Raw genomic sequence first — 21,500 nt, forward strand, 5'->3', positions numbered from 1 at the left:
CTCAGGCCCCCGAAGCAGTCACTCCCCCCGAAACGCTCGCCGGTACGCGTACGGACTCGTGCCGACCACCCTCTTGAAGCGGTCCCGGAAGGCGGTCGGGGAGCCGAAGCCCGCCTGGGCGGCGATGCGGTCGACCGTGTGGTCGGTGGACTCCAGGAGGTACTGGGCCCGGCGGACCCGCGCCCGGTGCAGCCACTGCAGGGGTGTCGTGCCCGTCTGCTCCCGGAAGCGGCGGTTCAGCGTACGGGCGCTGGTGCCCGCGTGGGCAGCGATGTCGTCCAGGGTGAGATCCCGCTGCACGTTCGCCTCCAGCCAGCGCAGCAGCGGCTCCAGGGTCGCGCCGCCGGGGGCCGGCGGGAGGTCCTGGACGATGAACTGGGCCTGGCCCCCCTCGCGTTCCAGGGGCATGACGCACATCCGCGCGGCGAACGCGGCGACCGCCGAGCCGTAGTCCTTCCTGATCATGTGCAGACACATGTCCAGCGCGGCGGCGGCGCCCGCCGACGTCAGGAACTGGCCGTTGTCGACGTAGAGGACGTTCGGGTCGACGGTCACCTCCGGGTGCCGGGCGGCCAGATCGGGGGCCGCGATCCAGTGGGTGGTGGCGCGCAGCCCGTCCAGTAGGCCCGTGGCCGCGAAGATGAACGCGCCGACGCAGACCGAGGCGATGCGCGTCCCGCCGGCCGCCGCCGCGTGCAGCGCCTCCGTCACGCCCGGCGGGAGCGGGGCGGTGGGGTCCGCCGTCCCCGGCAGGATGATCGTGTCGGCCTCCGCCAGCACCTCCAGCCCGTACGGCGCCCGCAGGGTGAACGGCCCCGCCGGCACCTCCGCCTCCCCTGTCGGCGAGCACACCCGCACCCGGTACGCCTCCCTGCCGTCCGGCAGCCGGGCCCAGCCGAAGGTGTCGATCGGGGCGGAGAGGTCGAACGGGATGACCTGGTCGAGCGCCAGTACGGCCACGGTGTGCATGGCGGGAGCGTAGGGGGGCTCCGAGTTCTCGCCAAGCGAGGACAGCGAACCTCTCGCAGTCGAGGCACTCGTCGGCGGCGGCCGCCGACCTCCCTGGCAGGAATCCGTTGGGCTATGGCAATCTCGCCACTACTCCCTGATCCTCGCGCGCCCTACCGTCCCCTGCGTGACCAAGTTCCTGCTCTCCCTCCATGTCCTCGCCGCGATCGTCGCCGTCGGGCCCGTCACCGTCGCGGCCAGCATGTTCCCGCCGGCCGCCCGCACGGCGCTGGCCGAGCCCGGCAGCGCGCGGGCGGTGTCGTCGCTGCGACTGCTGCACCGGATCTGCCGGGTGTACGGCGGTGTCGGCATCGCGGTGCCCGTGCTCGGCTTCGTCACGGCGATGAGCATGGGGGTGCTCGGCGACGCCTGGCTGATCGTGTCGATGCTGCTGACGGCGCTCGCGGCGATGGTGCTGCTCGCGCTGGTGCTGCCGCGCCAGGAGGAGATCCTCGACGGGGTGGGGGCGAGCGGGCCGCAGGCCGGAACCGGAGTCGGGGCCGGGGCCGGGGCCGGGGCCGGGGCCGGGGCCGGGGCCGGCGGTGAGGCCACCGTGACGTCGGGGGTGACCGTGCAGTCCACGGCCCGACTCGCCATGTTCACCGGCCTGTTCAATCTGCTCTGGGCCACCGTGACAGTGCTGATGATCGTGCGCCCCGGTTCCACGACCGGCGCTTAGAGCCTGTCGTCGCCCGACCTTGGCCTCACCCCGCCTTTCGCGATCCGGCCAGGGCGGGGCATGATCCGGCCATGCATCCACAGCAGTCCGCCTCGCAGTCCTACCTCGCCTCCGTGGGGGCCCGTCTCGCCGCCGACGAATGCCGTACCTGGTGGGAGGACTGGGCCGGTGTGCCCGTACTCGTCGGGCGGCGGGCGGACTTCAGGTGGAAGTGGATGGGGACGAAGCTCCACCTGTTCACCGTGGCGGCGGCCGTCCCGGAGATCACCATCCCGACGATCGCGACGTTCACCGATCAGGTGCTGGCGTACGCGAAGAAGACGAAGGGCGGGCTGCCGGCCGGGCTGCAGAACGGGGTTGCCGCGTTTCCCGTCCTGGTCAGCGAGCGGGTGGATCCGGCGGCCGTACGGTGGGCGGAGGCCGAGCAGCGCAACAAGTGGGCGTGCATGGCCCGGCCGGTCGTGGTGGACAGCGCGCAGCAGTACGTCGGCACGTACCGGGGGACGCCGGCGATCGGGCTGGTGTACTCGTCGTACTTCGAGCGCAAGTCGGCGCAGTACTTCTACGGGTGAGCCGGGGGCGCCTCATGGCTCGGGGGTGCGCGGTTCGTCGGCGAGTGCGGGTCGTGGGTGGTTTCTCGCGCAGTTCCCCGCGCCCCTGAAGGGAACGGGCCTGCGGCCCGCCCTTCATCGGAGAGGCATGGGGCCGCAGGCCCCAGCTTTTCCAGGGGCGCGGGGAACTGCGCGAACAACCCCCACTCACCCGCACTCGCCGACGAACCGCGCACCCCGAGCTACTGGGCGCCCCGGCCGCCTCACCCGGCCGCGGACAGCGGCCGCGCCACCTCCTCCAAAGATTTCCGCTCCGCCCGCACCGCGAGGAACACCGCCACCAGCCCGGCCACGCACATCAGCCCCGCCCCGATCTGGAACGCGAGCACCGTGTCGGAGACGACGCCGGACTCCGTCAGGTCCGCGAAGACGAGCGGTCCGCTGATGCCGCCCGCCGCCGTGCCGATCGCGTAGAAGAACGCGATGGCCATGGCCCGTGTCTCCATGGGGAAGACCTCGGAGACCGTGAGGTACGCGCTGCTCGCCCCGGCCGACGCGAAGAACAGCACCACGCACCAGCACACCGTGAGCGTGACCGCGTCCAGCGCGCCCCGGTCGAACAGCCAGGCCGTGCCGAACAGGAGCACACCGGACAGCAGATACGTCGACGAGATCATCACCCGGCGGCCGACCGTGTCGAACAACTTGCCGAGGAGCAGCGGACCGAGGAAGTTGCCGGCGGCGATGAACGCGAAGTAGTAGCCGGTGTCGGACGTCGGGACGTCGTAGAACGTGGTGAGGATCGCGCCGAAGCCGAAGGTGATCGCGTTGTAGAGGAACGCCTGCCCGATGAAGAGGGAGAAGCCGAGGACGGCCCGGCGGCGGTAGCGGGAGAACACGGTCCGGGCGATGGTGCCGAAGCCGACGCTCTTGCGCTGGTGGATCGTCATCTCCTGGGTGGCCGCGGGCAGGGGGCGCCCCTTCTCGGCCTCGACCTGTCCCTCGATGTCCGCCACCAGTTGTTCCGCCTCCTGCTCCCTGCCGTGGATCAGCAGCCAGCGGGGGCTCTCCGGCACGTTCCGGCGGACCAGCAGGATCACCAGGCCGAGCACCACACCGAGCGCGAACGTCAGGCGCCAGCCGACGTTCGCCGCGAAGAGGTCCGTGTTCAGGGCGACGATCGACAGCAGCGACCCGCCGATCGCGCCGAGCCAGAAGCTGCCGTTGATGACGATGTCGACGCGGCCCCGGTACTTGGACGGGATCAGTTCGTCGATCGCGGAGTTGATGGCCGCGTACTCCCCGCCGATGCCGAAGCCGGTGAGGAAGCGGAAGAGGAAGAACCACCAGGAGGAGAACGAGACGGCCGTCAGCGCGGTGGCGCCGAGATAGACCGCCAGCGTCACCATGAACAGCTTCTTGCGGCCGAAGCGGTCGGTGAGACGGCCGAAGAAGAGGGCGCCCGCGCAGGCACCCGCGACGTACAGGGCCGCCGCCGTGCCGGTGACCTGCGCGGAGCTGATCGGCAGACCGCTGCCCTGCTCGGAGAGCCGGCCGGCGATGTTGCCGACGACGGTGACCTCCAGGCCGTCGAGGATCCACACCGTACCGAGTCCGATCACCACCATCCAGTGCCAGCGTGACCAGGGAAGGCGGTCCAGGCGTGCGGGTACGGCGGTGGTGATGGTGCCGGACCCCTGGGGTGACTTCCGTTCGGTTAGGGCCATCTGCGCGGCTCCCTCCTCCTCGAGCGAACCGCGTTCGAGTGCCCGTCGGAGCAAGGACTACGCCCTGGAGTCGGACGTCACACAGCGGACCCGGAGCACCCCCGCCCCGGTGGCCGGCAGCGGTCCTGCGGCCAGCGGGGCGGGGTGCCGCCGTCCGGCGGGGTCACGCCCCCAGCGCCCGCGACACCGTGTAGATCAACAGCCCGGCCAGTGAACCCACCACCGTGCCGTTGATACGGATGAACTGCAGGTCACGGCCGATGTTGGCCTCGATCTTCCGCGTCGTGTGCTCGGGGTCCCACGCCGCGACCGTGTCGGTGATCAGGGAGGTGATCTCCTTGCGGTAGGTGGTGACGACGTGCACGGCCGCGCCCTCGACCCACTTGTCGACCTTGGCCTGCGCCGACGGCTCGGTGGCCATGCGCGTGCCCAGGGACAGCAGCGACGCCCGTACCCGCAGCCGCAGTTCGCTGCGCTCGTCCTCGGCCGCGGAGACCACCATGGAGCGGACGGCGGTCCACGCGGAGGCGATGAGGTCCTGGACCTCGCCCCGGTCGAGCACCTCGCCCTTCAGACGTTCCACGCGCGCACGGGTGTCGGTGTCGGACTGGAGGTCCCTGGCGAAGTCCGTGAGGAAGCGGTCCAGGGCGCCACGCGCCGGGTGCGAGGGCGAGTCGCGCATCTCCGAGACGAAACGGAGCAGTTCCTTGTAGACGCGCTCGCCGATCCGCCGGTCGACGAAGCGGGGCGTCCAGCCGGGGGCGCCGCCCTCGATCGCGTCCATCACCTGGTCGTCGTGGAGGATCAGCCAGTTCTGGGCGCGGGCGCAGATCAGGTCCACGGCCCGACGATGGCCGCCGTCGGCGACGATCCGCTCCAGCATCTTCCCTATACCGGGCCCGATCTCCTGGCTGTTGGCCCGCCGGGTGACGGCCTCGCCGACCACGGCCTGGACGTCGGTGTCGCGCAGCACGGTGAGGGCGCCGCGCAACGCGGTCGCCAACTCCGCCGTCACCCGGTCGGCGTTCTGCGGCTCCGCGAGCCACGCGCCGAGCCGGCTGCCGATGCCGACGGCGCGCAGCCGCTGCCGTACGACGTCCTCGGACAGGAAGTTCTCCCCGACGAACTCACCGAGCGTGACGCCCAGTTGGTCCTTCTTCCGGGGGATGATCGCGGTGTGCGGGATGGGCAGTCCGAGGGGGTGCCGGAACAGGGCGGTCACGGCGAACCAGTCCGCCAGCGCACCCACCATGCCCGCCTCCGCGGCCGCCGCGACAAAGTCGGCCCACGCGCCGGCGCCCTCGTTCGAGGCCCACTTCGCCAGGACGTACACCACCGCCACGAACAGCAGCAGACCGGCGGCCGTCAGCTTCATCCGCCGGACGCCCCGCTGCTTCTCCTCGTCGGCGGGGCTGAACGCGGTCATCGTGCGATGCGACACACGAGGCGCGCCGGATCCGCCCGCGGCGTCCACCGCCGCCCGCGCGCCCGGCGTGGTGTCCGTCACCCGGTCGGCGGAGGCGCCGAGAGGGGAACGCCGGCCCGGGATGCCGTTCTCTTCCGGTTTCCTAGGGTCCATTCACTCCATCCGTTCCTGTCCCCCGTGCACATTGTCCCTTTCTCGGTCCCTTGGTGACCTACTGCACGCTCTACTCCTGGAACGCGACAGGAGTTCCCCGCGTCTGTCCGAGCGGGGGAACCGATGGGGGTTCTCACTGACCGCCCCCATCCCATGCCGCATCATGGGGTGATCACCACGGAGCCTCGGGCTCCACTGTTCGAGGAGCCACACACCGCATGACCGAGCGTCACGCCGGGGGGGTGGGGGATTCCCCCACAAGGCACGGCGCGCTGCTGGCGGCCATGGCCGCCCTGATCCTCACGATCTCGGCCGCCATCTACGTCGGCGCCGGCATCGACGACGGCAGCCGCCGCCAGGAGACCTTCGCCGCCGCCCCACGCAATCCCGCCGCCCCCGCCTCCACCGGGGCATGGGTGGGCGCCTGGTCGGCCTCGCCGAGCGGGTCGGAGCCGGGCACCGAGACAACCGGCCTCGCGGGCCGCTCGGTGCGCAACGTCGTGCACGCCTCCGCCGCCGGTACGAGTGCCCGCGTCACGCTGTCCAATCTCTACGGCCAGCAGCCGCTGACCCTCACCCACGCCTCGCTCGCGGTCGCCGCCGCGGTGAACAGCCCGGCCGCGGCGGCCGGCACCATGCGCCGGCTCACCTTCGGCGGACGCACGACCGTCGTCATCGCCGCAGGTCAGCAGGTGGTCAGCGATGCCGTACGGATCGCTATCCCGCACGACAGCGACGTCCTGATCACCACCTACTCGCCCACCCCGTCCGGGCCCACGACCTTTCACGCGCACGCCCGGCAGATCTCGTACACCGCCGAGGGCGACCAGGCGGCGGACGTCACCGGTACGCCGTACACCACGCAGACCATGCACTGGCGGTACGTCACCGCGCTGGACGTGCTGAGCAGGGAGTCCGAGGGCACCGTCGTCGTGCTCGGCGACTCCCTGACCGACGGGATCACCTCGACCGTCGGCGAGAACCGCCGCTGGACGGACGTCCTGTCCGACCGGCTGCGGGCCGCCGCCGGCTCCGACGTGCCCCGCTACACCGTCGTCAACCAGGGCATCAGCGGCAACCAGGTCCTCGCCAACGGCCGGGGCCGCCCCGCCGACAACCCCAGCGGCCTGTCCCGCTTCCCCCGGGACGTGCTCGGCCGGGCGGGCGTCAAGGCCGTCGTCATCGACCTCGGCGTCAACGACATCCTCAAGAACCCCGGCCAGGCCGACCCCGAGGCGATCGTCGCCGGCCTCCGCCAACTCGTCGGCCAGGCCCACGCCCGCGGTCTGCGCGTCGTCGGCGCCACGCTGATGCCGTTCCACGGCCACCGCGGCTACACCGAGCAGCGGGACACCGTACGCCAGGCCATCAACGCCCACATCCGCTCCGGCAAGGTCTACGACGCGGTCGTCGACTTCGACAAGGCGCTCCGCGACCCGTACGACCCCCGAAGGCTCCGCTCCGACTACGACTCGGGCGACCACCTCCACCCGAGCGACAAGGGCTACGAGCGGATGGGGCAGGTCTTCGACCTGAAGGCGCTGAAGGGCGCCGTCCCGGCCGACCTGTAGGGCGGACGGACCGCCGGGGCCATGGGCGGCCGGGCCGCCTCAGTGGCCCCTGCCCAGTTCGCGGCGGGCCCGGCGGCGTTCCAGCCGTTCGTGGCGCCGGGCCTCCTTCAGCCGCTGCCGCTCGGCCTTGGGGAGCTTGCGTTCGACGCCGACACCGCCCCAGAAGGCGAAACCCGTGATGATCACGCGAGGGGCGCCGGGCTCGCCCGGCTCGCCCTCCTCGCGGTGGTCGAAGCCGCCCATGATGCCGATGCCCCGGACGACGACCTCGACGCCGGGCGGCACGATCACGTTGACGCCGCCCATGACGGCCACACAGTTGATGGTGACCTCGCGCCCGGCGAAGTACGCGTCCCTCAGGTCCAGTTCACCGCCGCCCCAGAACGCGAAGCAGTCGAACCGCTCGGGCACCGTCCAGCGGCCCTTGCGCTCGAAGCCGGACATGACCGCCACACCCCACGTCGACGAACCCGGCCCGTCGACGATCCGCTCGGCCCAACCGCCGCTCTCCGCAGGCCCCTTCACCAGGGAGACCGACGGCGGCGCCACCGTCCCGGCACCCGGCAGATCACGGGTGATCGGCGCCAACTCACCGTAGGTGCGCGCCTTGTAGGTGGCGTCCAGCCGCTCCCCGAACTCCTCCATGTCGAGCCGCCCCTCCGCGAGGGCGTCCCGCAACTGCTCGGCGACCCGTTCACGGTCGGCGTCGGAGGCACGGAGGTCCGCGGCGGCCGGCAGGTCCGGGAGATCGTCCGTCATACGCCTCAGCCTACGAGGAACCCCGGCCCCCGGCTACGAGACCGACTGCCCCGTCTCCCCCACCCGCTCCGCCTGCTGCGCGTACATCTGGGCGATCACCGCCTCGATGTCCGGCTCCCGCACCGACAGGTCCACCAGCGGGTACTCCGACGCGACCCGCGCCACCAGCGGCGCCGCCGACTCCGACGCCGGGAACGCCAGCCACTGCCGGGGCCCCTCCACCCGTACGACACGGGCGGGCGGCGCCTCGATCGGGGGCAGCTCCCGCTCCAGGTCGACGACGAGGATCCGCTCGCTCTCCCCCACCTCGTGCAGCCCCGTCAGCGGGCCGTCGTACATCAGCCGGCCGTGGTCGATGACCATCACCCGGCGGCACAACTGCTCGATGTCCTGCAGGTCGTGCGTGGTGAGCAGCACGGTCGTACCGCGGTCGGTGTTGAGGTCCTTCAGGAACTCGCGGACCTTCGCCTTGCTGATGACGTCGAGCCCGATCGTCGGCTCGTCCAGGTACAGCACCTCGGGGTCGTGCAGCAGCGCGGCCGCGATGTCACCGCGCATGCGCTGGCCGAGGGAGAGCTGCCGCACGGGCACGTCCAGCAGGTCGCCCAGTTCGAGGAGTTCGACGCAGCGGTCGAGGTTCTCGCGGTAACGGGCGTCGGGGACGCGGTACATACGGTGCATCAGCCGGTAGGAGTCGATCAGCGGCAGATCCCACCAGAGGGTCGTGCGCTGCCCGAAGACGACACCGATCCGGCGGGCCAGACGCGTCCGTTCCCGGGACGGGTCGATGCCCGCCACCCGCACCCGGCCGCCGCTCGGGGTGAGGATCCCCGTCAGCATCTTGATCGTCGTCGACTTCCCCGCGCCGTTCGGGCCGATGTAGCCGACCATCTCGCCGCGCGCCACGGTGAAGGAGATCGAGTCCACGGCCCGCACCTCACGCCGCTCCCGCCGCAGGAACCCGGTCTTCTTCCGGACGTCGAAGACCTTCTCGACCCGGTCGAGTTCGATGAACCGCTCGTCCATGTGTCCCTAACTCCCCGTGCTCCGGTACGAACGCAGTCCCGCCCGCCACGCCGCGCCCGCGAGCGCGCAGCAGACCGCCGCCACCAGCGGCGGCGCGAACGCCAGCCAGTGCGGCACGTCGAGCGGGTAGGGGCGGCCCAGGACGTACAGCCCGGGCAGCCAGTTGACGAAGGCCAGCGGCAGGACGAACGTCACACCGCGCAGCAGGTCCTTGGCGAAGAGCGCCGGCGGGTACTGAAGGAGCGTGGCGCCGCCGTACGTGAAGGCGTTCTGCACCTCGGAGGCGTCCTGCGCGACGAACTGGAAGGCCGCACCGCCGACGAACACCGCCGCGAAGACGAAGCCGCCGCTGACCACCATCATCGGCAGCATCAGCACCTTCAGCGGCGTCCAGGCGATGTCCAGCGTGACCAGGGCGTAGCCGAGGACCAGGGCGCCCTGGGTGACCCGGCCGAGGCGCCGCAGCGCGAACTTGTCGGCGGCGACCTGGGCGAGCACCGGGGCGGGCCGGACGAGCAGGGTGTCCAGCGTGCCGTCGCGGACCCGGCGCCCGAGCCGGTCCATGGAGCCGATCATCAGGTCCGCGAGACCGAAGGCGACCGCGGAGGTGCCGTACAGCAGGGCGATCTCGGGCAGGGTGAAGCCTCCCAACTCGTCGACCTGGGAGAACATCAGCAGGATCGCGACGAAGTCGAAGGCGGTGGCGGCGAAGTTGCCGAAGACCGTCATCGCGAAGGAGGCACGGTAGGCCATGGTGGAGCGGATCCACATGGCGGCGATCATGCGGTAGGCCCGCAGCCCGTCCCGCAGACGCTGGTACGGGCCGTACGCGCCGAACGGGTCCTCCGCCGCCTCCGTGACCCTCGTCATCGGGCGCTCGTCGACGTCAGCCACCCTGGACCACCACCTTCCGCGTCGCCGCCGACTGGATCAGCCGCCCCACCGCCAGCAGCACGACCGCCCAGCCCGCCTGGAACGCGAACGTGCCCCACGGGTCGGCCTCCCCCAGCAGCACGTCGGCGGGCGCCTGGAGCAGCGCGGACCAGGGCAGGAGGCGGGCGAGGTCACCGAGGACGCCGGGGAAGACGTTCAGCGGCAGCAGCATCCCGGAGAAGAAGACACCCGTGAGCCAGGTGATCTGCATCGCTCCGGCACCGTCGAGGAGCCAGAACGCCCACAGGGCCACGATGTATCGGATCGCGAAGCTCACCAGGGCCCCGAGGGCGACCGCGACGAGGCAGGCGAGCCACGGCAGGGCACTGGACGGCAGCGCGAGATCGAAGAAGAGGGCACCGCACAGCATGGGCACGGCACCGCGTCCGAGCAGCTGGAACAGGGCCCGGCCCAGGTCGGCGGCGAGCCACCACATCTGGAGGTCGGCGGGCCGGTACAGGTCGACCGCGATGTCACCCGTGCGGATCCGCTCGATCAGCTCCTCCTCGAAACCGGCGCTTCCCAGCACCATGACCGCGAACATCGCCTGGCCCACCCACACATAGGTGAGCGCCTGCGCCTGGTCGTAGCCACCGAGGTGGGGCTTCTCCTGCCAGAGGGCGATGTAGGTGTATGCGAGGATGAAGCCGAAGACGGTGTTGGTGAACACCCCAGCCGCGGTGGCCACCCGATACGTCGCGTACCGCCTGAAGCCACCGGCGGCGACGGCGGCGTACAACCGCCCAGTGCCCACGAGGAAACCCCCATCCGCTGCGAAGAGTTAGGCGAAGGACCGAGGCCGAGGCCGATCCGGGCCGAAGCGCGAAAGCCTAGTCCGCGGCCGGAGCGGTGTGCCAGGCGTTTTCGGGCCGGGCGGTGGTGCTCCCGGGGCGTACGAGGCGCGTGCCGGGATCCGGGAACGGATCGGCCGGTACGAGAGTCTTCACTCCGGGGTGCAGAACTTGCCCGGAGCGGGCGCAAAGCGTACGAGTCCGTACGGAAATGAACGTACGACGCGGAAACAGGAGCACGGCAGCACGATGAGCGACGAGCCGCAGCCGAAGCGGAACGGCCCGGGCTGGGCACCGAGAGACCCGGAGCGCCGGACGCCGGGCACGCCCCGGGACCCCGCCCAGCCGCGCCCGGGCACGCCCCCGGAGCCCCCGACGACCGGCACCGGGCCCGGCTCGTCGCCCGGCGACCGCCAGGGCTCGGCCCCGGCCGACGGTGCGGACCGCCGCTCCGGCGGACGGCCGAACCAGCCGGCCGACGGTGCGGCTGACCGGCCGACCGGCGGGGCATCCGACCGGACGTCCGGCGGACGGCCGGAACCGGGGGCGGCCTCGGGCGGACGGTCGGCTTCGGGCACGGCTTCGGGCGGACGCTCGGGCTCGGCCTCAGGTTCGGCCTCAGGTTCGGCCACGGACTCGGTCGCGGGCGGACGGCCCGGTGCGGCCTCGGCATCGGGCGGACAGTCGGGGTCGGCCTCGGCATCGGGCGGACGGCCCGGTGCGGCGAGCCGCGACGGGGCTGGGGCTGCGGCGGGCGGCGACAGGTCCGGCGCCGGCTCGGCAGCTCCGGCCGCCGGCAGGCCCGGTACCGGTACTGGCACCGGCGGTCGGCCGATCTCCGCGTCCGGCGGCGAGCGCTCGGCGGCGACCGATGCGACGTCCGGCCGTCCGGCCTCGGCCGCGGGTGACGCGACCGGTCGGCAGACCGGTGGGCCGTCCGGCCCCGCGAAGGGCGGCCCCTCGGGGCGCTCCTCCGACGGGGGTTCCGGTTCGGGGGCTCAGGGGCGTGAGGCCGGGCAGCGGAACGGCACGCCCGGTGGGGGCAAGTCGCCTTCGCCGAGCGCCGGGACGGCGTCCGGTGGTGCGGCCGGGCGAGCCTCCGGCGGGGCGGGTGCTCCGGAGAGCGACGCCGAGCTGACCATGCCGCTGAGCATCACCCGCCCCGAGAAGTCCGGCTCGACGAAGCCCGGCGGCAAGCCCGGCTCCACGGGCGGCGGCACATCGGGCCGGGCGGCGGCCGGTGACGCCGAGATGACCATGACCCTGGGTGTCACGCGCGCGGGCGCGAAGCCCGGCGGCAAGCGGCCCGGCAGGCCCGGCGGCGCGGCGGCCGCCGGGGCGGCGGGGGCGGCCGGGGCGGCGGCAGCCGGTGGCACGGCTTCGGCCGCGACCGGTGGCGCGGCGGCCGGCGGGATGCGTGCCGGGAAGGCCGGCGTCACGAGCGGCCTCGCGGCAGCCGGAGCCGCCGGCGCGGTAGGCGCGGCCGGCGCGGGGGCCGGTGGGGGCGCGGCGACCGCCGTGGTTCCCGCTGTCGCACCCGCCGACGTGCCCGATGTCACCCCCGCCGGCGGCGGCAAGGGCAAGAAGCCTAAGCGGCCCAAGCGGACCGGATGGCGGCGGCTGTTCCCGACCTGGCGCATGGTGCTCGGCAGCTTCGTGATCGTGACCATGCTGATCATCGGCGCCTTCGTGCTGGGCTACAACCTGGTCCACATCCCGAAGCCGCAGGAGCTCGCGACCAAGCAGAGCAACGTCTACCTGTACGCGGACGGCACCCAGATCGCCCGCGACGGCGAGGTCAACCGCGAGAACGTCCCCCTGTCGAAGGTCTCCAAGGCCGCCCAGCACGCCGTACTGGCCGCCGAGGACCGCGACTTCTACTCCGAGCCGGCCATCGACCCCAAGGCGATGATCCGCGCAGCCTGGAACACCGCGAGCGGCAAGGGCAAGCAGTCCGGCTCGACGATCACCCAGCAGTACGTGAAGAACTACTACCTGGCCCAGGACCAGACCGTCACCCGCAAGGTGAAGGAGTTCTTCATCGCGATCAAGCTGGACCGCGAGGTCACCAAGGACGAGATCCTGGAGGGCTACCTCAACACCAGCTTCTTCGGCCGCAACGCCTACGGCATCCAGGCCGCCGCCCAGGCGTACTACGGCGTCGACGCCGACGAACTCACCGCCCAGCAGGGCGCCTACCTCGCCGCGCTCGTCAACGCGCCGAGCATGTACGACGTCGTCGCCCACCCGGAGAACAAGGCCGCGGCCGTCGCCCGCTGGAACTACGTCCTCGACGGCATGGTCAAGGAGGGCTGGCTCAAGCAGTCCGAGCGCACCGGCATGAAGTTCGACATGCCGAAGCAGACCACCACGTCCACCGCCTTCTCCGGGCAGCGCGGCTACCTCGTCGAGGCCATCAAGTCGTACCTCGTCGAGCACAAGATCATCGACGAGGAGGCGCTGGAGAACGGCGGTGGCTACCGCATCACCACCACCATCCAGCCCAAGATGCAGAACGCGTTCATCAAGGCCGTCGACGACAACCTGATGGACAAGCTCGACAAGAAGAACCGCAAGGTCGACAACTACGTCCGCGCCGGCGGTGTCTCCATCGACCCGAAGACCGGCAAGGTCATCGCGATGTACGGCGGCATCGACTACACCAAGCAGTACGTCAACAACGCCACCCGGCGAGACTTCCAGGTCGGTTCGACGTTCAAGCCGTTCGTGTTCACCGCGGCCGTGGAGAACAACTCCAACAACCAGTCCGGCCAGGCCATCACCCCGAACACGATCTACGACGGCTCCAGCGAGCGCCCGGTGGTCGGCTGGCCCGGCGAGCCGTACGCCCCCGAGAACGAGGACTACGTCGACTACGGCAACATCACGGTCCGCCAGGCCACCGACAAGTCGGTGAACTCGGTGTACGCGCAGATGGCCGTGGACGTCGGCCCCGCGAAGGTCGAGAAGACCGCGATCGACCTGGGCCTGCCGAAGAACACCCCCGACATGAACCCGTACCCGTCCATCGCGCTGGGCACGGCGACCGCGAGCGTCCTCGACATGGCGGAGGCGTACGCCACCCTCGCCAACCACGGCCGTCACGGCACGTACACGATGATCGAGCGGATCAGCAAGGACGGCCAGGAGATCAAGCTCCCCTCGACGGACCCCCAGCAGGCCGTCAGCCGTCAGGCCGCCGACACCACCACCTCCGTCCTGCGGAGCGTGGTCCAGGGCGGTACGGCCACCGCCGCGCAGGCGTCCGGCCACCCGGCCGCCGGCAAGACGGGTACGGCCGAGGAGGACAAGGCGGCCTGGTTCGCCGGCTACACCCCGGACCTCGCCACCGTCGTCTCCGTGATGGGCCAGGACCCCAAGACGGGCGCCCACAAGCCGCTGTACGGCGCGATGGGACTCCAGCGCATCAACGGCGGTGGGGCGCCCACGGAGATCTGGGCGCAGTTCACCAAGGCGGCCCTGAAGGGCAAGAAGGTCAAGGACTTCGACCTGGAGCTGCAGGAGGGCGCGGACGTGGTCGTGGTGCCCCCGAGCACCCCGCCGGACGAGCCGGGAGCCACCGGTGACGAGGAGGACGGCGGCACCACGGGCGGCGAGGAGACCGCGGGCCAGACCGACGGCGGCACCACGGGCGAGCCCACCGACGGGGGCGCCACCACGGGCGGCGGCGACACGTCGACGACCGGCGGCGGACCGACCACCGGCGGCGGAGCCACGACCGGGGGCGGAACCGCCGACGGCGGCGCGGCCACCGGGGGCGGAGGCACCGCGGACGGCGGGGCCGCCACCGGGGGCGGGGCCACCGACAGCGGCGGAGGCACGGCCGACGGCGGCGGCGGCGCCCCCGGGGGCGGCACGTCGGAGGGGACGATCCCATGACGGCGGGCCGCCGGGGCCGATAGCAGAGGGAGGGGGCTGGTGACCGTGGTCACCAGCCCCCTCCCGTATGCGCCCGCGGGCACCCGCGAGCGATCGCTGCTCTACCGGTCGTGCTACCGGTTGGGCTACAGGTACAGACCCGTGGAGTCCTCCGAGCCCTCGAACCGGTCCGCGGCCACGGCGTGCAGGTCGCGCTCGCGCATCAGGACGTACGCGACACCCCTGACCTCGACCTCGGCCCGGTCCTCGGGATCGAAGAGGACCCGGTCGCCCGGCTCGACCGTCCGGACGTTCTGCCCGACCGCGACCACCTCGGCCCAGGCGAGCCGCCGGCCGACCGCCGCCGTCGCGGGGATCAGGATGCCGCCGCCCGAACGCCGCTCGCCCTCGGCGGTGTCCTGCCGCACGAGCACCCGGTCGTGCAGCATCCTGATGGGCAACTTGTCGTGTTGGCTCTTCTCGCTCACGACCCCGAACCTACCTGTCTTCGTCAGCCCCTGCGGCGTCGAGTGCCGAGGGCGAGCAGCCCCACGACCCCGACGACGACGAGGGCGACCGGGACGATGCGCTCCAGCCGGGGCGCCCCGTCCTCGTCGACGAGTCGGCCCCTCACATCGCTGACCACCCGGTTGACCGAGACGTAGGCCCTGCCGAGGGTGTGGTCGATGTTGGAGACGACCTTCGCCCGGGCGTCGCCGACGATGGTCTTCGGGTGCACCCGGACGCCGATCTCGTCGAGCGTCTCGGCGAGGGTGTCGCGGCGGCGCTTGATGTCCGCCTCGATCTCGGCCGGGGTTCTGGTGTCCGAGGTGTCCGCCACCGCGCTGCCTCCCGCTGTCCGTCATCAACTGTCCTTGGACAGTCTGTCAGCTCCACCGGGACCCGCGGCGCCAGGCCCCGCCGTTACGCTGGTCCGATGAGCGAGCGACTCCAGCCCGGGGACGTGGCCCCCGCCTTCACCCTCCCGGACGCCGACGGCAACGAGGTGTCCCTGTCCGACCACAAGGGCCGCAAGGTCATCGTCTACTTCTACCCGGCCGCCCTGACCCCCGGCTGCACGAAGCAGGCATGCGACTTCACCGACAACCTGGACCTGCTGGCCGGCGCCGGGTACGACGTCATCGGCATCTCCCCCGACAAGCCGGAGAAGCTGGCCAAGTTCCGCGAGAAGGAGTCCCTCAAGGTCACCCTCCTCGGCGACCCCGACAAGACGGTCCTGGAGTCCTACGGCGCCTTCGGCGAGAAGAAGCTCTACGGCAAGGTCGTCACCGGCGTCATCCGCTCGACGGTCGTCGTCGACGAGGAGGGCAAGGTGGAACGAGCCCTCTACAACGTCAAGGCCACCGGCCACGTGGCGAAGATCATCAAGGACCTGGGCATCTGACCCGACCCGACCGCCCGAGAACGGCTCGCACCGAAACCCCCGGTACGAGCCGTTCCGCATATCGGTCGTGACTGCCCGATGAGCGGTTCGTTACTCCGTACGAGGCCACGAACAGGTGGCCGGACGGAGGGGATCGATGGGGACCAGCGCATACCCGAAGGAGCGGCTGGAGGAGGCCGCCCGAACATCTCGCACGCTGTCGGAGGCGTTGACGAAGCTGGGAGTGGACCCGAAGAGCTCACGCCGGAGCTACATCCGGGAGCGGATGAGGAAGCTGGGGGTCGAGACCTCGCACTTCGAGCCGGAGGGAACTCGATGGACCCGGGAGGTCCTGCAGACCGCGGTGTCGGCTTCGACGAACATGTGCGAGGTACTGCGCCGGCTCGAGGTCGAGGTCGTGGGCGGCCAGCACACGCACATCAGCCGCCGGATCAAGGCGTACGGCATCGACACCTCGCACTTCCGCATGCCGACACAGCGCGGAAAGGCCCGGCGCCCCCGAACGCCAGAAGGCTTGCTCGTCGAGCAGGAGAGGGCTCAGGCCCGACGTGTCCCCAGTGACCGGCTCAAGTGGGCCATGGCGGCCACAGGCGTACCGGAGCAATGCGCCATGTGCGGGACGGAGGCAGTGTGGCGAGGGCGGCCGCTCCCCTTGGAGGTTGACCACATCAACGGCGACTGGCGCGACAACCGCCTCGAGAACCTGCGGTTCCTGTGCCCGAACTGCCACTCGACGACGGACAGTTACCGGGGACGTGGCAAAGGCCGGGACTCATGAGCGCCGGGACGAGGTACACCCGGGAGCGGTTGGCGGAAGCAGCGGCGCGGTGTTCCGACATCGAGGAAGTCATCGCCTTCTTCGGTACCCGGCCGTATGGGCAGCTGCGCCGCCATCTCTTCCGGCGTTTCGACCACTTCGGGATCGACGTGTCACACATGCCCCGCCAGGGCCGAGCGGCGGCGCCCGCCAGACCGGCCCCCGACCAACTGCACGGAGCGGTCGAGGGGGCCTCCTCCGTCGCGGATGCGCTTCGCGCCCTGGGGATGGAGCCCTACAGCTCCAAGGCGCGCGCCGCGTTCCGCTGCTGGGTGGCCGAGGAGGCCGTCGACACCTCCCACTTCCTGGGACAGGCACATCAGCGCGGCGGGCCGGGGACCACTCCCGTCAGGCGCGCAGAGGACATCCTGGTCCGACATGACAACACCCGCCGGACGAGAACGCACCTGCTGCGTAGGGCGCTCGCCGAGGTGGGCGAGCCCGAGAAGTGCGCAGAGTGCGGCGTCGGACCCGAGTGGTTCGGCAGGCCCATGACCCTGGAGGTCGACCACATCAGCGGGGACTGGAGCGACGACCGGCGCGAGAATCTGCGACTGCTGTGCCCCAACTGCCATGCGGTCACCAGCACGTGGTGCAGAGGGGGCCGACGACAGAAGCCGTAGCCAAGTAGAGTAGGCCCCGGCACAGGCGCCCGTACGCCAACGGCCGAGCGGCGATCTTTAGGTGGTCGTGTTTGTCGGTTCGAATCCGACCGGGCGCACAGGTACAAGGGACCCCGCACCTTTGATTCAAAGGTGCGGGGTCTTTGCCGTCGCGTCAGCCCAGCAGCTCCCTCAGCACCGGGATCAGCGCCCTGAACGCCTTGCCTCGGTGGCTGATCGCGTTCTTTTCGTCGGGGGTCAGTTCGGCGCAGGTGCGGGTGTCGTTCTCCGGCTGGAGGATCGGGTCGTAGCCGAAGCCGTTCGTGCCGGTCGGGGTGTGGCGCAGGACGCCCCTCAGCCGGCCTTCCACGACGCGTTCCGTGCCGTCCGGCAGGGCGAGGGCGGCGGCGCAGGCGAAGTGGGCGCCGCGGTGCTCCTCGGCGATGTCCGACAGCTGGGCGAGGAGGAGTTCGAGGTTGGCGCGGTCGTCGCCGTGCCGGCCGGCCCAGCGGGCGGAGAAGATGCCGGGGGCGCCGCCCAGGACGTCCACGCAGAGGCCGGAGTCGTCGGCGACGGCCGGGAGGCCGGTGGCCTGTGCGAGGGCGTGTGCCTTCAGCAGGGCGTTCTCGGCGAAGGTGACGCCGGTCTCCTTGACGTCGGGGATGTCCGGGTAGGCGTCCGCGCCGACGAGGTCGTGGGGCAGACCTGCGTCGGCGAGGATCGCCTTCAGCTCGGTGATCTTTCCGGCGTTGCGGGTGGCGAGGATCAGGCGGGTCATGCCCCTCAGTATCCCGGCCCCCGCCCCGTCCACGCCCACCGGTCGCTCGTCACCAGTCGGCGGACGCCGGTCGCCGTCACCGGCCCGCAGCCGACGGCATCCGTTCCGCCTGCGACGGCATCCGGTCCGTCTACGAGGTGCAGACCTTCGTCAGTTCGCTCGCCGCGTTCGTGATGCCGCTGATGTCGGGCGTCGCGTCGCCGTTGTTGACGGAGGTCTGGACGTTCTCCACGGCCTTCTGGAGGTCGTCGACGGCCTTGTTGACGTCGGCGTTGTCGGTCTTGTCGCCGATCTCCTTGAGGTTCTCGTCGATGGAGTTGAGCGACTCCTCCAGCTGCGACGGGTCGTTGGAGGCGTTCTCGACGGCCTGCTGGAGGTCGGACACGCTGTTGGCGATGGCCTCGGCGGTCTGGACGCAGTCCAGGGCCTTGTTCACGGCGTCGCAGCCGGTGGTGAGGCCGGCGGTCAGCGCGACGGCTGCAACGGCTCCGGCGATGGCGGTCATACGACGTCGGCGGCTCGCGGCCATGGAACGGTCCTCCTACTGGTTGCAGGCCTGACGGCCTCCGGTGGTGGTGCGGATACGGCTTGCGCCGGTATGGCCGGGCGCACGGTGGTGTGCCGTGCGCCCGTACTCCTAGGGACGCCGCCGGATGCGCCGTGGTTGCGACCGACGGCCGGTCTTCTTGGGGTGCCCTTTACCTTCAGAGGACCGAGTCGAGCGCCTTGCCCTGGAGGGCGGCCAGGTCCGTGCAGCCGGCGACGGCCAGGTCGAGCAGCGCGTTGAGCTCGTCGCGGGCGAAGGGTTCGGCCTCGGCGGTGCCCTGGACCTCGACGAAGCGGCCGTCGCCGGTGCAGACGACGTTCATGTCGGTGTCCGCCCTGACGTCCTCCTCGTAGCAGAGGTCGAGCAGCGGGACGCCGCCGACGATGCCCACGGAGACGGCGCTGACGGTGCCGGTCAGCGGCCGGCGGCCGGCCTTGACGAGCTTCTTGCGCTGGGCCCAGGCGACGGCGTCGGCCAGTGCCACGTACGCGCCGGTGATCGCGGCCGTGCGGGTGCCGCCGTCGGCCTGGAGGACGTCGCAGTCGAGGACGATGGTGTTCTCGCCGAGCGCCTTGTAGTCGATGACGGCGCGCAGGGAGCGGCCGATGAGGCGGGAGATCTCGTGGGTACGGCCGCCGATCTTGCCGCGTACGGACTCGCGGTCGCCGCGGGTGTTGGTGGAGCGGGGCAGCATGGAGTACTCGGCGGTGACCCAGCCCTCGCCGCTGCCCTTGCGCCAGCGCGGGACGCCTTCGGTGACGGAGGCGGTGCAGAAGACCTTGGTGTCGCCGAAGGAGATGAGGACGGAGCCCTCGGCGTGCTTGCTCCAGCCGCGTTCGATGGTGACAGGGCGGAGCTGTTCGGGCGTGCGGCCGTCGATTCGAGACATGGCGACGAGCCTAGCCGCAGTGGCGGAAGGGGCCGCTCCCGCATACGGAGGGCCCCTGCGCGTGGGCTGAGGGGGACCGGCGTGGGCGGGTCCCGGATCAGCGGTGGATCACATCATGTCCTCGATCTCCGCGGCGATCGGGTCGGCGTCGGTGCCGATGACGACCTGGACGGCGGTGCCCATCTTGACGACGCCGTGGGCGCCGGCGGCCTTGAGGGCGGCCTCGTCCACGAGGGAGGGGTCGTTGACCTCGGTGCGCAGCCGGGTGATGCAGCCCTCGATCTCTTCGATGTTGTCGAGGCCGCCGAGCCCGGCGACGATCTTCTCAGCCTTACTGGCCATGGCGATTCTCCCTGATATACCTGATCTGAGCCGCTTTGCCGTGCGGGATCGTTCGCGACTGGTCTACACCACCCTGCGGGTCCTCGCCAAGCGGGGAGCGGCGGGCGGCCGCGGCACGAAAGCCGCGTGACATCACGAAGGCGTAAAACGGGAATCGCGGGTTCCTAGGCCCACCCCCAGCGTGCTACAACAGGTCTACACCACTGACTGGTGTAGACCTCTCCCGTGCTGCCCTCCCCCACACTCCCGTCCCCGGGCGGCGCCCTGCCTACTGGAGGAAGTTGTGACCACGGCCAGCGCCGCTCCCGCGGCCGCAGACAACAAGGGCCCGAGCCGGGGCTCCCGCACCATGGCTGTCCTGCAGCGCATCGGGCGCAGCCTGATGCTGCCGGTCGCCGTCCTGCCGGCCGCCGCGCTGCTGGTGCGGCTCGGCAACGAGGACATGCTCGGGCGCGAGTCGTTCCCCGGCTTCATCACCAAGTTCGCGAGCTTCATGTCCGCGGGCGGCGGCGCCATCCTCGACAACATGGCGCTGCTGTTCGCCGTCGGCATCGCGATCGGCTTCGCGAAGAAGTCGGACGGCTCGACCGCGCTCGCCGCGGTCGTCGGCTACCTCGTCTTCCAGAAGGTCCTCGCCACCTTCACCGACCCGAACCTGCCGCAGGTGGCCACCGTCGTCGACAAGAAGGTCGTCATGGTGGACAAGGCGGTCGACGCCGGTGTCCTCGGCGGTGTGGTCATGGGCCTGGTCGTGGCCCTGCTCTACCAGCGCTTCTACCGCACCAAGCTGCCCGACTGGGCCGGCTTCTTCGGCGGCCGCCGTCTGGTGCCCATCCTGGCCGCCTTCGCGGGCCTGTTCATCGGCATCGTCTTCGGCTACGTCTGGCCGGTCCTCGGCACGGGTCTGCACAACTTCGGTGAGTGGCTGGTCGGTTCGGGCGCCGTCGGCGCGGGCATCTTCGGTGTCGCCAACCGCGCGCTGATCCCGGTCGGCATGCACCACCTGCTCAACGCCTTCCCCTGGCTCCAGGCCGGCTCGTACGAGGGCAAGAACGGTGACATCGCGCGGTTCATCGCCGGGGACCCGACCGCCGGGCAGTTCATGACCGGCTTCTTCCCGATCATGATGTTCGGTCTGCCGGCCGTCTGCCTCGCGATCTACCACACGGCCCGTCCCGAGCGCCGCAAGGTCGTCGGCGGCATGATGTTCTCCCTCGCGCTGACCTCGTTCGTCACCGGCGTGACCGAGCCGATCGAGTTCACGTTCATGTTCATCGCCCCGGTGCTGTACGCGCTGCACGCCGTCCTCACCGGTCTCTCCCTCGCCCTGACCTGGGCGTTCGGCATGAAGGACGGCTTCGGGTTCTCGGCCGGCGCGATCGACTTCGCGCTCAACCTCGGCATCGCCACCAAGCCGTGGCTGCTGCTCCTGGTGGGTCTGTGCTTCGGTGTCGTGTACTACGTGGTCTTCCGGTTCGCGATCATCCGCTTCAACCTGCCGACGCCGGGCCGGGAGTCCGACGAGGAGCTGGCCGAGCTGCGGAAGGCGGAGGCCAAATGACGACGGCCGAGTAGCGGCGGGCCAAGCGGCCGGTACAGGAAGGCCCCCGGGGATCA

General features: G+C 71.2%; 21 protein-coding genes and 1 tRNA gene. 9 read left to right on the plus strand and 13 right to left on the minus strand.

All coding sequences use genetic code 11. From position 1 onward, the window contains the following. Positions 1–18: 18 nt before the first annotated feature. The gene (locus ACZ4Z2_RS02195) at positions 19–969 is read right to left on the minus strand and encodes a GlxA family transcriptional regulator (protein ID WP_468071406.1); all 951 of its coding nucleotides are present in this window, start codon (positions 967–969) and stop codon (positions 19–21) included. 166 nt (positions 970–1,135) lie between these two features. On the opposite strand from ACZ4Z2_RS02195, the gene ACZ4Z2_RS02200 reads away from it, so the two are divergent. Both ACZ4Z2_RS02200 and ACZ4Z2_RS02205 read left to right on the plus strand, forming a co-directional pair. Then, positions 1,136–1,687, plus strand: a complete 552-nt coding sequence (locus tag ACZ4Z2_RS02200; RefSeq protein WP_468071408.1) for a protease — start codon at positions 1,136–1,138, stop codon at positions 1,685–1,687. A gap of 71 nt (positions 1,688–1,758) precedes the next feature. Further along, a complete protein-coding gene (locus ACZ4Z2_RS02205; protein WP_468071410.1) occupies positions 1,759–2,259 on the plus strand; it encodes a levansucrase in 501 nt (166 codons plus the stop codon). Between the two features lie 242 nt (positions 2,260–2,501). On the opposite strand, the gene ACZ4Z2_RS02210 is transcribed toward ACZ4Z2_RS02205, so the two are convergent. Then, the gene (locus tag ACZ4Z2_RS02210; protein ID WP_468071412.1) at positions 2,502–3,965 is read right to left on the minus strand and encodes an MFS transporter; all 1,464 of its coding nucleotides are present in this window, start codon (positions 3,963–3,965) and stop codon (positions 2,502–2,504) included. A 163-nt stretch (positions 3,966–4,128) separates the two neighbouring features. After that, positions 4,129–5,391, minus strand: coding sequence for a DUF445 domain-containing protein (locus ACZ4Z2_RS02215; protein WP_468071413.1), 1,263 nt, complete (start codon positions 5,389–5,391; stop codon positions 4,129–4,131). 371 nt (positions 5,392–5,762) lie between these two features. Here ACZ4Z2_RS02215 and ACZ4Z2_RS02220 point away from each other — a divergent pair, with 371 nt between their 5' ends. Then, entirely contained in the window at positions 5,763–7,115 is a 1,353-nt protein-coding gene (locus ACZ4Z2_RS02220) for an SGNH/GDSL hydrolase family protein (RefSeq protein ID WP_468071415.1), read from the plus strand. Between the two features lie 39 nt (positions 7,116–7,154). Here the strand turns inward: ACZ4Z2_RS02220 and ACZ4Z2_RS02225 are convergent, their stop codons facing one another. From ACZ4Z2_RS02225 to ACZ4Z2_RS02240, 4 genes are read right to left on the minus strand one after another with little or no spacing between them, the layout of a single operon-like run. Further along, entirely contained in the window at positions 7,155–7,874 is a 720-nt protein-coding gene (locus ACZ4Z2_RS02225; protein ID WP_468071417.1) for a DUF1707 SHOCT-like domain-containing protein, read from the minus strand. A 33-nt stretch (positions 7,875–7,907) separates the two neighbouring features. Further along, positions 7,908–8,900: an ABC transporter ATP-binding protein gene (locus ACZ4Z2_RS02230; protein ID WP_468071418.1), complete on the minus strand. Its 993-nt coding sequence runs from the start codon at positions 8,898–8,900 to the stop codon at positions 7,908–7,910. Positions 8,901–8,906: 6 nt separating this feature from the next. Continuing rightward, positions 8,907–9,770 carry an ABC transporter permease gene (locus tag ACZ4Z2_RS02235; RefSeq protein ID WP_468071686.1) on the minus strand — a complete coding sequence of 288 codons (864 nt, stop codon included), beginning with the start codon at positions 9,768–9,770 and terminating at the stop codon, positions 8,907–8,909. Between the two features lie 16 nt (positions 9,771–9,786). Further along, a complete protein-coding gene (locus ACZ4Z2_RS02240; RefSeq protein WP_468071420.1) occupies positions 9,787–10,587 on the minus strand; it encodes an ABC transporter permease in 801 nt (266 codons plus the stop codon). A 1,177-nt stretch (positions 10,588–11,764) separates the two neighbouring features. Between ACZ4Z2_RS02240 and ACZ4Z2_RS02245 the strand changes: the two genes are divergently transcribed. After that, entirely contained in the window at positions 11,765–14,524 is a 2,760-nt protein-coding gene (locus ACZ4Z2_RS02245; RefSeq protein WP_468071421.1) for a transglycosylase domain-containing protein, read from the plus strand. Positions 14,525–14,649: 125 nt separating this feature from the next. Here ACZ4Z2_RS02245 and ACZ4Z2_RS02250 read toward each other — a convergent pair whose 3' ends face one another. Together ACZ4Z2_RS02250 and ACZ4Z2_RS02255 are read right to left on the minus strand one after the other, a co-directional pair. Then, on the minus strand, positions 14,650–14,952 hold the full coding sequence (locus ACZ4Z2_RS02250; RefSeq protein ID WP_055513294.1) for a GroES family chaperonin: 303 nt from the start codon (positions 14,950–14,952) through the stop codon (positions 14,650–14,652). A gap of 62 nt (positions 14,953–15,014) precedes the next feature. Next, the gene (locus ACZ4Z2_RS02255) at positions 15,015–15,344 is read right to left on the minus strand and encodes a DUF3618 domain-containing protein (RefSeq protein WP_468071422.1); all 330 of its coding nucleotides are present in this window, start codon (positions 15,342–15,344) and stop codon (positions 15,015–15,017) included. 96 nt (positions 15,345–15,440) lie between these two features. On the opposite strand from ACZ4Z2_RS02255, the gene bcp reads away from it, so the two are divergent. The 4 genes from bcp to ACZ4Z2_RS02275 all read left to right on the plus strand — a co-directional run bounded on the left by bcp (position 15,441) and on the right by ACZ4Z2_RS02275 (position 17,446). Further along, a complete protein-coding gene (bcp, locus tag ACZ4Z2_RS02260; RefSeq protein WP_468071424.1) occupies positions 15,441–15,908 on the plus strand; it encodes a thioredoxin-dependent thiol peroxidase in 468 nt (155 codons plus the stop codon). A gap of 136 nt (positions 15,909–16,044) precedes the next feature. Next, positions 16,045–16,686: an HNH endonuclease signature motif containing protein gene (locus ACZ4Z2_RS02265; protein WP_468071426.1), complete on the plus strand. Its 642-nt coding sequence runs from the start codon at positions 16,045–16,047 to the stop codon at positions 16,684–16,686. After that, the gene (locus tag ACZ4Z2_RS02270; RefSeq protein ID WP_468071428.1) at positions 16,683–17,348 is read left to right on the plus strand and encodes an HNH endonuclease; all 666 of its coding nucleotides are present in this window, start codon (positions 16,683–16,685) and stop codon (positions 17,346–17,348) included. Before ACZ4Z2_RS02265 ends, ACZ4Z2_RS02270 begins: the two co-directional genes overlap by 4 nt. 25 nt (positions 17,349–17,373) lie before the next feature. Then, positions 17,374–17,446, plus strand: a tRNA-Leu gene (locus ACZ4Z2_RS02275). A gap of 56 nt (positions 17,447–17,502) precedes the next feature. On the opposite strand, the gene rdgB is transcribed toward ACZ4Z2_RS02275, so the two are convergent. The 4 genes from rdgB to ACZ4Z2_RS02295 form a co-directional block, all read right to left on the minus strand. Further along, on the minus strand, positions 17,503–18,105 hold the full coding sequence (gene rdgB, locus ACZ4Z2_RS02280; protein ID WP_468071430.1) for an RdgB/HAM1 family non-canonical purine NTP pyrophosphatase: 603 nt from the start codon (positions 18,103–18,105) through the stop codon (positions 17,503–17,505). Positions 18,106–18,235: 130 nt separating this feature from the next. Continuing rightward, entirely contained in the window at positions 18,236–18,634 is a 399-nt protein-coding gene (locus tag ACZ4Z2_RS02285) for a hypothetical protein (protein WP_468071432.1), read from the minus strand. Positions 18,635–18,809: 175 nt separating this feature from the next. Beyond that, a complete protein-coding gene (gene rph / locus ACZ4Z2_RS02290; protein WP_468071434.1) occupies positions 18,810–19,541 on the minus strand; it encodes a ribonuclease PH in 732 nt (243 codons plus the stop codon). A gap of 108 nt (positions 19,542–19,649) precedes the next feature. Then, a complete protein-coding gene (locus ACZ4Z2_RS02295; protein ID WP_468071436.1) occupies positions 19,650–19,883 on the minus strand; it encodes a PTS sugar transporter subunit IIB in 234 nt (77 codons plus the stop codon). 283 nt (positions 19,884–20,166) lie between these two features. Here ACZ4Z2_RS02295 and ACZ4Z2_RS02300 point away from each other — a divergent pair, with 283 nt between their 5' ends. After that, positions 20,167–21,444: a PTS transporter subunit EIIC gene (locus ACZ4Z2_RS02300; RefSeq protein WP_468071438.1), complete on the plus strand. Its 1,278-nt coding sequence runs from the start codon at positions 20,167–20,169 to the stop codon at positions 21,442–21,444. Positions 21,445–21,500: the final 56 nt, after the last annotated feature.

The organism is Streptomyces sp. NPDC030183 (assembly GCF_055573455.1).

What these genes read in the sequence shown, in the direction of transcription:
- ACZ4Z2_RS02225 (WP_468071417.1), bottom strand. Translation starts at nt 7,874, where the DNA reads ATGACGGACGATCTCCCGGACCTGCCGGCCGCCGCGGACCTCCGTGCC.
- ACZ4Z2_RS02235 (WP_468071686.1), bottom strand. Translation starts at nt 9,770, where the DNA reads ATGACGAGGGTCACGGAGGCGGCGGAGGACCCGTTCGGCGCGTACGGC.
- ACZ4Z2_RS02215 (WP_468071413.1), bottom strand. Translation starts at nt 5,391, where the DNA reads ATGACCGCGTTCAGCCCCGCCGACGAGGAGAAGCAGCGGGGCGTCCGG.
- ACZ4Z2_RS02205 (WP_468071410.1), top strand. Translation starts at nt 1,759, where the DNA reads ATGCATCCACAGCAGTCCGCCTCGCAGTCCTACCTCGCCTCCGTGGGG.
- ACZ4Z2_RS02270 (WP_468071428.1), top strand. Translation starts at nt 16,683, where the DNA reads ATGAGCGCCGGGACGAGGTACACCCGGGAGCGGTTGGCGGAAGCAGCG.
- rph (WP_468071434.1), bottom strand. Translation starts at nt 19,541, where the DNA reads ATGTCTCGAATCGACGGCCGCACGCCCGAACAGCTCCGCCCTGTCACC.
- ACZ4Z2_RS02230 (WP_468071418.1), bottom strand. Translation starts at nt 8,900, where the DNA reads ATGGACGAGCGGTTCATCGAACTCGACCGGGTCGAGAAGGTCTTCGAC.
- ACZ4Z2_RS02295 (WP_468071436.1), bottom strand. Translation starts at nt 19,883, where the DNA reads ATGGCCAGTAAGGCTGAGAAGATCGTCGCCGGGCTCGGCGGCCTCGAC.
- bcp (WP_468071424.1), top strand. Translation starts at nt 15,441, where the DNA reads ATGAGCGAGCGACTCCAGCCCGGGGACGTGGCCCCCGCCTTCACCCTC.
- ACZ4Z2_RS02250 (WP_055513294.1), bottom strand. Translation starts at nt 14,952, where the DNA reads ATGCTGCACGACCGGGTGCTCGTGCGGCAGGACACCGCCGAGGGCGAG.
- ACZ4Z2_RS02195 (WP_468071406.1), bottom strand. Translation starts at nt 969, where the DNA reads ATGCACACCGTGGCCGTACTGGCGCTCGACCAGGTCATCCCGTTCGAC.
- ACZ4Z2_RS02245 (WP_468071421.1), top strand. Translation starts at nt 11,765, where the DNA reads ATGCCGCTGAGCATCACCCGCCCCGAGAAGTCCGGCTCGACGAAGCCC.
- rdgB (WP_468071430.1), bottom strand. Translation starts at nt 18,105, where the DNA reads ATGACCCGCCTGATCCTCGCCACCCGCAACGCCGGAAAGATCACCGAG.
- ACZ4Z2_RS02265 (WP_468071426.1), top strand. Translation starts at nt 16,045, where the DNA reads ATGGGGACCAGCGCATACCCGAAGGAGCGGCTGGAGGAGGCCGCCCGA.
- ACZ4Z2_RS02285 (WP_468071432.1), bottom strand. Translation starts at nt 18,634, where the DNA reads ATGGCCGCGAGCCGCCGACGTCGTATGACCGCCATCGCCGGAGCCGTT.
- ACZ4Z2_RS02220 (WP_468071415.1), top strand. Translation starts at nt 5,763, where the DNA reads ATGACCGAGCGTCACGCCGGGGGGGTGGGGGATTCCCCCACAAGGCAC.
- ACZ4Z2_RS02210 (WP_468071412.1), bottom strand. Translation starts at nt 3,965, where the DNA reads ATGGCCCTAACCGAACGGAAGTCACCCCAGGGGTCCGGCACCATCACC.